Consider the following 13,026-nt stretch of genomic DNA (forward strand, 5'->3'; position numbering starts at 1 on the left):
GTCACCTCGTGTCGCTCTCCGGGCCGGGATCGGCGGCCCCGTCCGAGTCTGTCACGTCGGCGGGGGCCGCGTCGGTACCCAGCGCGGTTCGGATCGCCTCCGCAGTCCCGGGGCCGATCCCCGGGACCCCGCAGAGCTCCTCGATGGACGCCGCGCGCAGCGCTGAGACCGTCCCGAACTTCTCCAGCAGCGCCGCCCGCCGGGCCGGGCCGAGGCCGGCGACCCCGTCGAGCACCGAGGCCGTCATGCGCTTGGTGCGCGCCCCGCGGTGGGCGCGGATCGCGAAGCGGTGGGCCTCGTCGCGCAAGCGCTGCAGCAGGAACAGGCCCTCGCCGTGGCGTGGGAAGATCACCGGGTACTCCTCCCCCGGCAGCCAGATCTCCTCGAGGCGCTTGGCGATCCCGATCACGGGGACGTCGGTCACGCCCAGCTCGGCGAGCACTTCGGCGGCGGCCTCGACCTGCGGCCGCCCGCCGTCCACCACGTAGAGCTGGGGTGGATAGGCGAAGCGGCGGGTCGGCGCGGCCGCCTCGCCGCCGCCGGCGCCCGCCTCGTCGTCGACCGGGCCGTCCGCGTCGTCCGGCGTCATAGCGGGGTCCTCGTGGTGCCGTCGGAAGCGCCGGCGGGTGACCTCGGCGATGCTCGCCACGTCGTCGGAGTGGCCGTCGCCGGCGGCCTCGCGGATCCGGTAGAGGCGGTAGTCGCTCTTGCGGGGGATGCCGTCCTCGAACACCACGAGCGAGGCCATGACGTCCGTGCCCTGGATGTGGGAGATGTCCACGCACTCGATACGCAGGGGTGCGGTCTCCAGCTCGAGTGTCTCCTGGATCTCCTGCAGCGCCGCCGAGCGTGCGGTGAGGTCCCCGCTGCGCCGCAGTTTGTGCTGGGTGAGCGCCTCCACGGCATTGCGGTGCACGGTCTCGGCGAGCGAACGCTTGTCGCCGCGCCGTGGCACCCGCAACGAGACGCGGGAGCCGCGCAGGCCGGAGAGCCAGCCGGCGAGCTCGTCGGAATCCTCCGGCAGGGCGGGCACGAGGACCTCGCGCGGGACGGCGGCGGCCAGTCCTCCGGCGCCCTCGCCCCCGGCCTCGGCGAGTTCGGCCTCGCCGCCGTAGAACTGGGCCAGGTAGTCGGAGACCACCCCGGGCACCGCGAGCGTCGCGTCGAACCGCCCGTCGGGGCCCACGCCGTGGTCGTGCTCCACCACCCAGCCGCGTTGGCCGCGGATGCGGCCGCCGCGCACGTGGAACACCTGGACGGACACCTCGAGCTCGTCGGCCTCGACGCCCACCACGTCGGCGTCGGTGCCGTCGCCCAGCACCACCGCCTGCTTCTCCATGGCTCGGCGCATCGCCCCGAGATCGTCGCGCAGCCGCGCGGCGCGCTCGAAGTCCAGCTCCTCCGACGCCTCGAGCATCTGCTTCTCGATGCGCCGCATGATCGCGTCCGTGCGGCCGGCGAGAAAGTCGCACAGCTCGTCCACGATCACCCTGTGCTCTGCGGGGGTGACCCGGCCGATGCACGGGGCCGCGCACTTGTCGATGTAGCCGAGCAGGCAGGGGCGCCCGAGTTGGGCCTGGCGCTTGTACACGCCCGCCGAGCACGACCGGACGGGGAACACCCGCTGCAGGGTGTCGAGCGTGTCGCGGATCGCCCACGCGTGGGAGTACGGGCCGAAGTAGCGGGTCCCGGGTCGGCGGGGGCCCCGGTAGACGAAGGCGCGGGGGATCTCCTCACCCACGGTCACCGCGAGCAGCGGGTAGGTCTTGTCGTCGCGGTACCGGACGTTGAACCGCGGATCGTACTTCTTGATCCACGTGTACTCGAGCTGGAGGGCCTCGACCTCAGTGGACACGACGGTCCACTGCACGCCGGCCGCGGCGGTGACCATCTGCCTGGTGCGGGGGTGCAGGAGGGTGAGGTCGGCGAAGTAGGAGCCGAGGCGGCTGCGGAGGTTTTTGGCCTTGCCCACGTAGATGACCCGCCCGTGCTCGTCACGGAAGCGGTAGACACCGGGCTCGGTGGGGATCGAGCCCGGGGCCGGCCGGTACGTGCGCGGATCGGCCACGGCGGATCAGCGGTCGGCGACGGTCTCGGGTTCCGCGGCCGACGGCTTGTGGCGGCGGATCGCCTCGCGCATGCCGCCCATCGCCTCGACGGCGAGCTGGCCGTCGGTCGCCTGGATGGCGAGGATCCCCATGTGCTCGTACGCCGGGAGCTCGAGCCGCGGCCACTGGCTGGACCGGGGGAACGTCACACCCACCACGTCGTCCCAGCCCCACAGGCGGGTGCGGACCGGCCCGCTCAGCTCGACGCCGGCCTCGCCCACGCGGACGCGGATCCGCAGGGGCAGTAGGAACACGCCGGCGAAGATGAACCCCACCACCACAAAGGCGAGCTGGTCGCCCGTACCGAGGGTCACGCCCGTGTCGCCGCGGACGAGGATGATCGCCCACACCACGTGGACGATCACGGTGAGGGCCGCCAGGACGATCGCGGCCTGCCGGAGCCGGCGAGGGCGGTGTTCGAAGTCCCAGGTCCCGCTCATCGGCCAGCCCTCAGGTCGCGAAGGGTGACGGCCGCGCCCAGGGCAGCGGCCACGGCCTCCCCGCCCTTGTCCTCGGCGGCGCCGTCGTGGCCGTCGCGGTCCCGGGCCTGCTCCTCGTTCTCCGTGGTGAGCACTCCGTGGGCGACCGGGGTGGCCTCGTCCAGCGCGATCCGGGTGAGCCCGTCGGTCACCGACCGGCACACATAGTCGAAGTGCGGGGTGGCTCCGCGGATCACGACGCCCAACGCCACCACGGCGTCGTGGGTGCGGGCGAGTTCCTGTGCCACCACGGGCAGCTCCACGGCGCCCGTCACACGGGCGACGGTGACCTCGGCGCCGGCCTGGTTCGCGACGGCGAGGGCGCGGTCGAGGAGCCGGGTGCAGATCTCGTCGTGCCACGTCGAGGCCACCACGCCCAGACGCAGTCCGCGCGCGTCGGGCACCACGAGCTCGGGCCTACCGCTTCCGCTCATCGGGGATCCTCCTCGTCAGGTGCGTCGTCCAGGCCCTCCAGCAGGTGTCCCATGCGGTCCCGCTTGGTGCGCAGGTAGCGCACGTTCTCGGGGGTGACGGCCGTGGGCATGGGCACCCGCTCGACCACCTCGACGCCGCCGGCCCGCAGGGCGTCCGCCTTGGCCGGGTTGTTGGTCATGATCCGGACCCGGGAGACCCCGAGGTCGCGCAGTATCTGGGCGGCCAGGCTGAAGTCACGCGCGTCCGCTGGCAGGCCCAGGTCGAGGTTGGCATCGACCGTGTCGCGCCCCTCGTCCTGGAGCTGGTAGGCCCGCAGCTTCTGGACCAGGCCGATGCCCCGGCCCTCGTGTCCACGCATGTAGAGGACGACGCCGCGGCCCGCCGCGGACACGGCCTCCACGGCGGCGTCGAGTTGCGGGCCGCAGTCGCAGCGCAGCGAGTGGAACACGTCGCCGGTGAGGCACTCGGAGTGGATGCGCACCGGCACGGGCTCGCCTCCGGAGACGTCGCCGGCGACCATCGCGACGTGTTCGACCCCCTGGAGCGTGTCCCGGTAGCCGTGGGCGGTGAGCGTCCCGGCGGTGGTGGGGATCCGGGCCGCGGCCTCGTGGACCACCTGGACCTCGTGGGTGCGGATCCAGGTCTGCAGGGCCTCGATGGTGACCATCGCCAGGCCGTGTTCGTCGGCGAACCGCCGGAGCTCGGGGGTGCGGGCCATGGTCGTGGGGTCGTCCTCGGAGACGATCTCGCAGATCACGCCGGCCGGGCGCAGGCCGGCCAGACGGGCGAGGTCGACGGCGGCCTCGGTGTGCCCGGGCCGGGTGAGCACGCCGCCGGGCCGTGCCCGGAGCGGCACCACATGGCCGGGGCGGGTGAAGTCGCCGGGCACCGTGTCCGCCGAGGCGAGCAGGCGGGCGGTGCGGGCGCGGTCGGCGGCCGAGATGCCCGTGGTGACGCCGGTGCGGGCGTCCACGGTCACGGTGTAGGCGGTGTCGTGGCGATCTTCGTTGATCGCCCGCATGGGCGGTAGGTCCAGTCGGACGCAGTCCTCGGCCTCCAGGGACACACACACGTACCCGGAGGAGTACCGGACCAAAAAGCCCATGAGCTCGGGGGTGGCGAGTTCGGCGGCAAAGATCAGGTCGCCCTCGTTCTCGCGGTCCTCGCTGTCCACCACGACCACCGCCCGTCCCGCCGCGATGTCAGCGATGGCGCGGTCGATGCCGTCGAAGGTGGTCACTGGTGCGGGTTCTCCTAGGTCTGGTCGGCCCGGGTTGCCGGCCGCGGGCACGGCCTCAAGTATGGCGCATCCGCCCCGGCGCCCCTCAGTCGGTCGTACCACCGCCGGGGGCGAGCAGCCGCTCGACGTACTTGGCCAGCACATCCACCTCGAGGTTCACCCGGTCCCCGGGGCCCAGGGCCCCGAGCACGGTGGCCTCGAGGGTCGTGGGGATGAGCGAGACCTCGAACCACGGCTCGGCGTCGCCCGGGCCGCTCACCGCCGAGACCGTGAGCGAGGTGCCGGAGACGGTGATCGAGCCCTTCTCCACGACGTATCGCGCCAGGTCGGACGGCAGCGAGAAGCGGACGACGTGCCAGTGCTCGTGCTCGGTGCGGCTGATCAGCGCGGCGGTGCCGTCGACGTGGCCCTGGACGATGTGCCCTCCGAACCGCGCGTCGGCCCGCATCGCCCGCTCGAGGTTGACCGGGTCACCGGACTCCAGGTCCCCGAGCGAGGTGCGGTCGAGGGTCTCGGCCATGACGTCCGCTGCGAAGGTCTCCCCCGGCGTGACGTCCGTGACAGTGAGGCACACGCCGTTGACGGCGATCGAATCGCCGTGGCCGGCGTCCGAGGTGACCAGGGGCCCGCGGATCCGCAGCCGCGCGGAGTCCCCGAGCGCCTCCACGGCCTCCAGGGTGCCGAGCTCCTCGACGATTCCGGTGAACATCCGTGTCTCCTCAGCTCTCGTCCGGCAGGGGTGCCGCGTCCAACGGTTCCCTTCCCGGCGGTTCCATGCTCCACGTGTACTCGGGTTCGCCCGTGCGGGGCGGGGCGAGACGGATCCAGACGTCCTCCCCGAGGTACTCGTTGTACTCGACTGCGAACCGGTGGGCGGCGGCGAGGGTGCCGACGTCGGCGCCCTCGGCGATCCCCCGCCCCCCGCCCAGGAGGATCGGCGCCAGGTAGGCGTCGATGTGGTCCACCAACCCGGCTGCGAGGAACGCCCCCGCCACCGTGGGCCCGCCCTCGACGATCACGTGCAGGGCGTCCGGCAGCATCGCGAGCGCCTCGTGCGGGTCGCGCGTGCGCAGGTGGCGGAACCCGCCGGGCGAGGTGCGGATCGCGGCATCAGCCGGCACGTTCGTCATCCCCATGACGCACGCCAGTGGGCTCCGGGGGCGCGGCGCCCCGTCGGGGAACCGGGCGGAGAGCGTGGGGTCGTCGGCGGCCAGGGTGCCGGACCCCACGATGATCGCGTCGGCCAGCTCCCGCTGCCGGTGGGCGTGCTCGCGCGCGGCCTCGCCGGTGATCCACTGCGAGGTTCCGTCGGAGGCCGCGACGAACCCGTCGAGGCTCGCCGCGTACTTCCACGTGACGAGGGGACGACCGCTCTCCTGCCGGTGCATCCATGCGCGCAGTGCCTCGGAGTTCGCCAGGACTCCGAGGGTGACCTCGTCCTGCCGTACGTCGACCCCACGATCACGGAGCACCTCCGCTCCCCCGGCCGCGACCGGGTTGGGATCGGTGACGCCGTAGACCACTCGGGCCACCCCGGCGTCGAGGATCCGCTGTGTGCAGGGGCCGGTGCGGCCGGTGTGGGCGCAGGGTTCGAGGGTGACGACGAGGGTGCCCCCGCGGGCCGCCCCGCCGGCCGCGTCGAGGGCCACGGCCTCGGCGTGGCGGCCGCCGACGGGCTCGGTGGCCCCGGTGGCGACGAGGTTCCCGGCGGCGTCCAGTACTGCCGCGCCGACCGGCGGATTCGGGCTGGACACAGCCACCGCCCGTTCGCCGGCCGCGACTGCCGCCTGGGTCGCCACGCGCAGCGACTCGTCGAACGTCCCCACCGTGTCGGCGTTCAGCTCGCGCGGCCGGCGAGCGCGCCCGCGCGCAGGGTCTCGATCATCGCATCCGGGTCAGGGGCGCCGTACACGGCGGAGCCGGCCACAAAGACGTCGCAGCCGGCGGCCGCCGACTCGCCGATCGTGCGGGCGTCGATGCCGCCGTCGATCTGAATCACCACGTCCAGCCCGCGGCGGTCGATCTCGGCGCGCAGCGTCCGGACCTTGTCGAGCATGTCGGGCATGAAGGACTGCCCGCCGAAACCGGGCTCGACGCTCATCACCAGGACGAGGTCGATGTGCTCGAGCAGGTCGAGGTACTGCTCGACGGGGGTGTTCGGCTTGATCGAGATGCCCGCCTTGCACCCCTTGGAGTGCAGAAGATCCGCGACGGCCCTCGGGTCATCGGTGGCCTCCACGTGGAAGGTGACGTTGTACGCCCCCGCGTCGGCGTAATCGCCGGCCCAGCGCAGGGGGTCCTCGATCATGAGGTGGCAGTCCATGGGTTTGTCGGTGACCTTGCCGATGGCCTTGGCGACCGGCGCCCCGATGGTGAGGTTGGGGACGAAGTGGCCGTCCATGACGTCCACGTGGATCCAGTCGGCGGCGGGGATCCGCGCGATCTCGTCGCCCAGGCGGGCGAAGTCGGCGGAGAGGATCGACGGGGCGATGAGCGGCTGGTACGACGAGGCCATGCCGTGATCCTACGTGTCCCGCGGTGGCGCCCTGCTACCGCTTGACGAGCTGGTAGGTCTCCATGGAGCACAGGCGGCGAGCTTCCTCTTCCCGTCTTCGCCCTAAGCGGCTGGGACGGGTGTCACGCGGCGCCGTCCACCACCTGCCGACAGAACGCGATCTGGTCCCCGACCACCCGGTCGAACCACGGGTAGACGTACGGGTCGAAGTGCGTGCAGTCGTACTCCAGGTAGCGGCCTCGCGGCATGCGGTTGGCGACGCGTCGGGCGGTCGCGGCAGGGGTGATCGCGTCGCGGGCCGCGATCTGTACCAGGGCGGGGCAGGCGAGCCGGGCTGCGCGCCGGCCCGGTGAGTAGGCCCCCAGGCGCAGGAGCACGCGCGCGGCAACCGTCTCGTCGACCTCGCCCCGCCGGAAGCCCGAGGCCCGGACCAGGCGGTCGACCGCCGGGTCGGCATCGGGGCTCGTCATGGCGGCGACGGCACCCGACCGGCCCACGGAGGCGACGTAGCGGGGCTCCCGTCCTCGTGCGGCCCGCCAGAGATCGGTGACGATGGCCGGGGTCAGCCGGAGGCACGCGGCGAGGCCCGTCACCCGGAGCGCCGCGGGGCCGCTCACGTGCGGGACCTGCGCCACGATCCCGAGGAGCCGCTCGCCCGTGCCGGCGAGGGTGATGACGTGCCCGCCGGCGAAGGAGGTCCCCCACGCGATGACGCGGTCCGGGTCGATGCCGTCGAGCGTGCGGGCGAACGCAAGAGCGGCCCGCCAGTCCTCGAGTTGCCGGCCGATGTCCAGCAGCTGCCGGGGCTGCCCGTCGCTCGCCCCGAAGTGGCGGTAGTCGAACACCACCACGGCGAAGCCGGCGTCCTGGAAGCGCTCCGCGTAGGCCGGCAGTCGCAGGTCGCGCACGCTGCCGAAGCCGTGTGCCATCACGACGACCGGCACCGGCCCGGTGTCGGTGGCCGGGCGGTAGACCCAGGCGGCGCAGCGGTCGCCGTGCGAGTCGAACCACGCGTCCTCGCGCTCCGGGGTGGTCTCGGCGGTCCTGGTGTCGTCCATGCGACGACGGTAACGCAGCCCTCGTCAGGAGGCCGGGCGTAGCGCCGCCATGAACATCGCGTCGGTGCCGTGGCGGTGCGGCCACAGCTGCAGCCACGGGCCCTCCCCGGCGTCGGTCACCTCGGGCAGGGTCCGACGCAGGTCGAGCAGCTCCACGTCGCCCCGACGGACGGCCTCGCGCACCACCGACACGGTCTCCGACAGGTGCGGTGAGCACGTGGCGTACAGCACCACTCCCCCGGTCCGGACCAGACCGAGCGCGGACGCGAGAAGCTCCCGCTGCAGGGCGACGAGCCCGGCGATGTCGCCGGCCTGCTTGCGCCAGCGCGCCTCGGGGCGGCGGCGCAGTGCGCCGAGTCCCGAGCACGGCGCGTCGAGCAGCACCCGGTCGAAGCCCGGCTCGAGGCCGGTCGCCCGGCCGTCGGCGGTGTGGACCTCCACGGGCAGGTCGCGGGTGGCCTCACGGACGAGGTCGGCGCGGTGGTCGGAGACCTCCACGCCGGTGAGCGAGGCGCCCTCGATCTCGGCGAGCGCGCCCAGCATGACGGCCTTGCCGCCGGGCCCGGCGCACAGGTCGAGCCAGCGGCCGCCGTCGGCACCGTCGAGCGGTGCGCGGGCGGCGGCCAGGGCCACGAGCTGGCTGCCCTCGTCCTGCACGGCCGCGAGCCGGTCGGTCACGGCGTCGAGCGATCCGGGGTCTCCGGACTCGAGGTACACCGCGTACGGCGAGTAGCGGCCCTGTGTGCCCCCGGTGACCAGTGCCAGCTCCTCGGCGGAGATGGCCCCGGGACGGGCGGCCAGGTGGACCTGCGGGCGGGCGTCGTCGGCGGCGAGCATTGCGGGCAGCTCTGCGGCCGCGGGACCGAGGGACTCGGCGAAAGCGCGCGCGATCCACTCCGGGTGGGCGGTCCCCACCGCGAGGCGGGCCACCGGGTCCGTCACGCCGGTGCGCAGGTCCTCGACCCACTCCTCGAGGCCCCGCGCGGAGACCGTGCGCAGGACGGCGTTGACGAACGCCCCGGCGCGGCCGAGGCCGGCGGCGCGGGCGGCCTCGACGCTCGTGTCGACCGCGGCGTGGGCGCCGATGCGGGTGAAGAGCAGCTGGTAGGCGCCGAGCCGCACGATGTCGAGCACCGGCGGGTCGATCTCGGTGGCGGGCCGGGAGGCGGCCTTCTCCACGATCCGGTCGAGCAGCCCCTGCGCCCGCAGGGTGCCGTAGGTGAGTTCCGTGGCGAGCGCGGCGTCGCGCGCGTCGAGGCCGGCGCGCCGCAGCTCGGCCGGCAGCGTGAGGTTGGCGTAGGCGTCGCGTTCGCGGACGGCCGTGAGCACAGCGAGCGCCACCGAGCGGGAGTCGGGTCGCGCCCGGCGCCGGTCGCCGCCGTGCCGGGCCCGCCGCGGATCGCCGTCGGTCCGGCGCCGGCGCGACTGGCCGCCGGAGCGGGGACGGTGTGACGACGAGGCTCGCTCGTCGCCCCGCCGCCGGCCGTCGCCGCCGGATCCCCGCCGCGGCCCCCGACCCTGGTCGGCGCTCACCCGAACGCCGCGCCGTCGTCGAGCCGGGCGCCGCGCACCCAGTCCAGGGCGTCCATCATCTTCTTACCGGGCGGCTGCAGGCGCTCCACCACGACGGGCGTGGTGGCCGTCCCCACGTAGAGGGCGCGCTTGTCCCAGGCGAGTTCACCAGGGGCCGGCCGGGGCGCGTCGGCATCGGCGTCGGCGGGGCGGGCGGCGCCGATCTTGATCCGCTCACCCCCCAGCGTGGTCCAGGCGCCGGGCGCGGGCGTCACCGACCGGATGTGGCGGTCCACGCCCACCGCCGGGTCGGTCCACCGCACCCGGGCGTCGTCGACCGTGATCTTGCCGGCGTACGAGACGCCGTCGGCCGGCTGCGGGACCGCCCGCAGCTCGCCGGACTCGAGGCCGTCGAGCGTGGCCACGAGCAGCCCGGCGCCCGCGTCGGCCAGCCGACCGAGCAGGTCCCCGGCGGTGTCGCGGGGGCGCACCGTCTCCGTCATCGTCCCCAGCACCGGGCCGGTGTCCATCCCCTCGTCGAGGCGGAACGTGGTGGCGCCGGTGATCTCGTCGCCGGCCGCGATGGCGGCATTGACCGGGGCGGCGCCACGCCAGGCGGGCAGCAGCGAGAAGTGCAGGTTGATCCAGCCGTAGAGGGGGATGTCGAGGACCGGGCGCGGCACCAGGTGCCCGTAGGCCACCACCGGGACGGCGTCGGGCGCGAGCTCACGTAGGCGCTCGGCGAACTCGGGGTCGCGGGCGTTCGGCGGGGTGAGCACCTCGATGCCGGCCGCGTCGGCCGCCGCCGCCACGGGGCTACGGGAGAGCGACCGCCCGCGGCCGGTGCGGGCGTCGGGCCGCGAGACCACCGCCACCACGTCGTGCCGCGAGCCGGCGAGCAGGGCCTCCAGCGAGGGGACCGCGACCTCGGGGGTGCCGGCAAAGATCAGCCGCACGCCTCACCTCACCGCCATCGCGTCGGCGAGCGAGTCGTACACGGTGTCACCGCTGATCGCGGCACTGCCGAACCAGCTCGAGTTCCGGATGGTCGCCATCGCCGCCCGTCGACGCTCCGGGGTGAGACGCTGCAGGAACAGCACCCCGTCGAGGTGGTCGGTCTCGTGCTGCACCGCGCGGGCAAGAATCCCCTCGCACGCCAGGCGCACGGGCTCGCCGTGAATGTCGAAGCCGCGGGCCTCGACCCGGGCGTGGCGCTCCGTGGGCTGGGCCGCCCCCGGGATGGACAGGCAGCCCTCGTTCTCCTCGATCATCTCCTCGCCCAGCGGCTTCCAGGAGGGGTTGACGAGGTGACCGGACCGGCCTCCACAGTTGTAGACGAAGACACGGGTGGACAGGCCGATCTGGGGTGCGGCGAGCCCGGCCCCCTCCTCGTGGTGCACGGTGTCCATGAGGTCCTCGACGATCCGGGCGAGCCGGTCGTCGAAGGACGTGACGGGGTCGGCGGGGGTCCTCAGGACCGGGTCGCCGAAGAGCCGGACGGGCTGGACGGCCATGCGTATCGACGCTCCTCGCGGACGGGGACGGGGCAGACGTCCATTCTAGGCGCTGCCGGGCCGGTCAGCCGATGTGGACCGGATCCAGCCGGACGCGGACCGGATCGGAGCTGCGCCGGCCCGACCGGGCCACGACGAGCGCCCGCAGTTCCCCGGCCACCCCGGCCACCAGCCGCGGGGGCACCCGCAGCAGGACGCGCTCGGGGTCGGCGATCCCGTCCTGGCCCGGCAACTCCTCCCCCGGTGGCAGGTCCACGGGGCCGAGCACCTGGACCTCCTCCGGCAGCCGGAGCTCGGCCAGGACCTCTGCGAGTGCTGCGGCCGCGCCGTCCACGGCCACCAGGTGCACCGCCGGCGGGAAGCCCACCTCGGCCCGGTCCGCGAGCTCTCGCTCCGCCCAGCCCTGCGGGTCCCACCGCACGAGCGCCTGGGCCACCGGCAGCGCGGCGTCGGCGGAGAGGAAGACCCGGCCGCCGTCGGCCGCCGACCGTACGAGACCGGCGGCGCCGAGCCAGCGGCGCAGCGCGTCCTGCACCGCCCGCAGGTCCGGACGGCCGAGCAGGGCCCACGAGTCCAGCAGCAGCGCGGCGCCGTATCCGCCCTCGGCCACCGGCTCGGCACCCGGGGTGGACACGACGATCGCCGGCGCCCCGGGCACGGAGTCGAGGATCTCCCCGCCCCCGCTGGTGCGGACCCGCACCCCGGGGAACATCCGGCCCAGCTCCTCCGCGGTCCGCCCGGCCCCCACCACGCCCGCGCGCAGCGCCCGGGACCCGCACGCCGCGCAGCGGAATCCGGTCTCGGGCGCGCCGCACCAGCCGCACGCGAGGTCCACCGGCCCGTACACGGCGTCCATGCGTCCGGCCCGCAGGGGTCCGTTGCACCGCCGGCACCGGGCGGGCTCGCGACACGACCCGCACAGCAGCGTGGGGATGTAGCCCTTGCGCGGCACCTGGACGAGCACCGGCGCGTCCACGTCGATCGCCTCCCGGGCCATCGCGATCGCCACGGCCGGCAGGCGCGTCCTGCCCCCCGCGACGTCCCGCGCCTGCGTGGGGTCCGCGTCGGTGATCGCCACGACCCGCGGGGCGAGCGCGCGGACCAGCCCCGGCTCGGGCCGGATCTCGTGGGCCCAGCCCGAGCGCACGTACTCGGCCACCTCCGGGGTGCGGTCGATGGAGGTGAGCAGCAGAGGCGTGCCGTCGAGCGTCGACCGCAGCGCCGCGACGTCCCGGGTGTGCGGGTACGGGGCGCGCGGTTCCACGAAGGAGTCGTCGCCGTCGTCGTGGAGCACCACCAGCCCCGGCTGCGGCAGCGGCGTGAACACGGCGCTACGGGTCCCCACCACGATCCGGGCGTGGCCGCGGGTCGCCCGCAACCACCGGCGGTATCGCGCCGACGGCCCGGCACCCGCCGAGAGATCCGCCACGAGATCGCGCCCGGCCGCCCCGCCACCCACCACCTCCCGGCAGGCCGCGGTGAGCCGGTCCACGTCGCGCTGGTCCGGCACCACGAGCAGCACCTGGAGGCCGCGCCGGCGCACCGAGTCGGCGAGCACCGCCAGCGCGCGCGCCCAGTCACGGCCCGGCGGGACGGTCCAGACGGCCCGCGCCGGGACGGCCGCCGTCACCGCCTCGAGGAACCTCGCCGTCATCGGGTGGTCCCCCCACCCCTCGGGCAGCTCCACCGGGCCCGGCCCCACCGGCTCCGGCGCCGCGGGTGGGGGCACCGACTTCTCCGCCGCCGCGTGCCGGGGCGGCACGGCCAGGCGCAGCACGTCCGAACGCATCCCCACCCACCGCCGGGCCACGTGCTCGACCAGGCGCAGTAGCTCCGGGGTGAGCACCGGCTCCGGCGAGACCACCCGCTCGAGCCACGCGAGCTCGCCGCGGTGATCTGAGGCGTCGGACCGCGCCACGAGGAAGCCGTCCACGAGCCGGCCGGCGAAGCGCACCCGGACCCGCGTGCCCGGGACCGCGTCGGCCGAGAGCGACTCCGGGACCACGTAGTCGAACTCGCGGTCCAGGTGCCAGACCCCGAGCAACGGCAGGACCCGGGCCACCGGGGCGTCAGCCGCCGGGACCCGGGCCTGGGAGCGTGTCGTGGTCACGCCTGGCATCCTCGCACCCCGCACCGACATCGCGGGCGGTGCCGGAGCGCGACCA

The 13,026-nt window shown here is 74.6% G+C and carries 12 protein-coding genes; all 12 read right to left on the bottom strand.

The window, feature by feature from the left end; translation table 11 throughout:
• Position 1: 1 nt before the first annotated feature.
• Complete coding sequence (gene uvrC / locus ACH0BZ_RS02945; RefSeq protein WP_406896463.1) at positions 2-2,068, bottom strand: excinuclease ABC subunit UvrC; 2,067 nt, start codon at positions 2,066-2,068, stop codon at positions 2-4.
• Positions 2,069-2,074: 6 nt separating this feature from the next.
• The gene (locus ACH0BZ_RS02950) at positions 2,075-2,548 is read right to left on the bottom strand and encodes a PH domain-containing protein (protein ID WP_406896464.1); all 474 of its coding nucleotides are present in this window, start codon (positions 2,546-2,548) and stop codon (positions 2,075-2,077) included.
• Positions 2,545-3,021 (bottom strand): 6,7-dimethyl-8-ribityllumazine synthase, encoded by a 477-nt coding sequence (gene ribH / locus ACH0BZ_RS02955; protein ID WP_406896465.1) that lies wholly within the window; start codon positions 3,019-3,021, stop codon positions 2,545-2,547. Before ribH ends, ACH0BZ_RS02950 begins: the two co-directional genes overlap by 4 nt.
• Entirely contained in the window at positions 3,018-4,262 is a 1,245-nt protein-coding gene (locus ACH0BZ_RS02960; RefSeq protein WP_406896466.1) for a bifunctional 3,4-dihydroxy-2-butanone-4-phosphate synthase/GTP cyclohydrolase II, read from the bottom strand. Before ACH0BZ_RS02960 ends, ribH begins: the two co-directional genes overlap by 4 nt.
• A gap of 85 nt (positions 4,263-4,347) precedes the next feature.
• Positions 4,348-4,971 (bottom strand): riboflavin synthase, encoded by a 624-nt coding sequence (locus ACH0BZ_RS02965; RefSeq protein ID WP_406896467.1) that lies wholly within the window; start codon positions 4,969-4,971, stop codon positions 4,348-4,350.
• A gap of 10 nt (positions 4,972-4,981) precedes the next feature.
• Positions 4,982-6,088 carry a bifunctional diaminohydroxyphosphoribosylaminopyrimidine deaminase/5-amino-6-(5-phosphoribosylamino)uracil reductase RibD gene (ribD, locus tag ACH0BZ_RS02970; protein WP_406896468.1) on the bottom strand — a complete coding sequence of 369 codons (1,107 nt, stop codon included), beginning with the start codon at positions 6,086-6,088 and terminating at the stop codon, positions 4,982-4,984.
• A gap of 11 nt (positions 6,089-6,099) precedes the next feature.
• On the bottom strand, positions 6,100-6,777 hold the full coding sequence (gene rpe, locus ACH0BZ_RS02975; protein ID WP_406896469.1) for a ribulose-phosphate 3-epimerase: 678 nt from the start codon (positions 6,775-6,777) through the stop codon (positions 6,100-6,102).
• Positions 6,778-6,899: 122 nt separating this feature from the next.
• Positions 6,900-7,835, bottom strand: a complete 936-nt coding sequence (locus ACH0BZ_RS02980; RefSeq protein ID WP_406896470.1) for an alpha/beta hydrolase — start codon at positions 7,833-7,835, stop codon at positions 6,900-6,902.
• Positions 7,836-7,859: 24 nt separating this feature from the next.
• Complete coding sequence (locus ACH0BZ_RS02985; protein WP_406896471.1) at positions 7,860-9,368, bottom strand: RsmB/NOP family class I SAM-dependent RNA methyltransferase; 1,509 nt, start codon at positions 9,366-9,368, stop codon at positions 7,860-7,862.
• Positions 9,365-10,303 carry a methionyl-tRNA formyltransferase gene (fmt, locus tag ACH0BZ_RS02990; RefSeq protein ID WP_406896472.1) on the bottom strand — a complete coding sequence of 313 codons (939 nt, stop codon included), beginning with the start codon at positions 10,301-10,303 and terminating at the stop codon, positions 9,365-9,367. The genes ACH0BZ_RS02985 and fmt overlap by 4 nt, the downstream gene beginning before the upstream one ends.
• A 3-nt stretch (positions 10,304-10,306) precedes the next feature.
• Positions 10,307-10,861 (bottom strand): peptide deformylase, encoded by a 555-nt coding sequence (gene def, locus ACH0BZ_RS02995; protein WP_406896473.1) that lies wholly within the window; start codon positions 10,859-10,861, stop codon positions 10,307-10,309.
• A 64-nt stretch (positions 10,862-10,925) separates the two neighbouring features.
• Positions 10,926-12,980, bottom strand: a complete 2,055-nt coding sequence (locus tag ACH0BZ_RS03000; protein ID WP_406896474.1) for a primosomal protein N' — start codon at positions 12,978-12,980, stop codon at positions 10,926-10,928.
• Positions 12,981-13,026 lie beyond the last annotated feature (46 nt).

It is taken from the genome of Dietzia sp. 179-F 9C3 NHS (genome assembly GCF_045369825.1).
Classification (GTDB): Bacteria; Actinomycetota; Actinomycetes; order Mycobacteriales; family Mycobacteriaceae; genus Dietzia.

Excerpts from the sequence above, each read along its gene's own strand:
- ACH0BZ_RS02965 (WP_406896467.1), bottom strand. The coding sequence starts at position 4,971 with ATGTTCACCGGAATCGTCGAGGAGCTCGGCACCCTGGAGGCCGTGGAG.
- ACH0BZ_RS02950 (WP_406896464.1), bottom strand. The coding sequence starts at position 2,548 with ATGAGCGGGACCTGGGACTTCGAACACCGCCCTCGCCGGCTCCGGCAG.
- ACH0BZ_RS03000 (WP_406896474.1), bottom strand. The coding sequence starts at position 12,980 with ATGCCAGGCGTGACCACGACACGCTCCCAGGCCCGGGTCCCGGCGGCT.
- ACH0BZ_RS02980 (WP_406896470.1), bottom strand. The coding sequence starts at position 7,835 with ATGGACGACACCAGGACCGCCGAGACCACCCCGGAGCGCGAGGACGCG.
- rpe (WP_406896469.1), bottom strand. The coding sequence starts at position 6,777 with ATGGCCTCGTCGTACCAGCCGCTCATCGCCCCGTCGATCCTCTCCGCC.
- ribH (WP_406896465.1), bottom strand. The coding sequence starts at position 3,021 with ATGAGCGGAAGCGGTAGGCCCGAGCTCGTGGTGCCCGACGCGCGCGGA.
- def (WP_406896473.1), bottom strand. The coding sequence starts at position 10,861 with ATGGCCGTCCAGCCCGTCCGGCTCTTCGGCGACCCGGTCCTGAGGACC.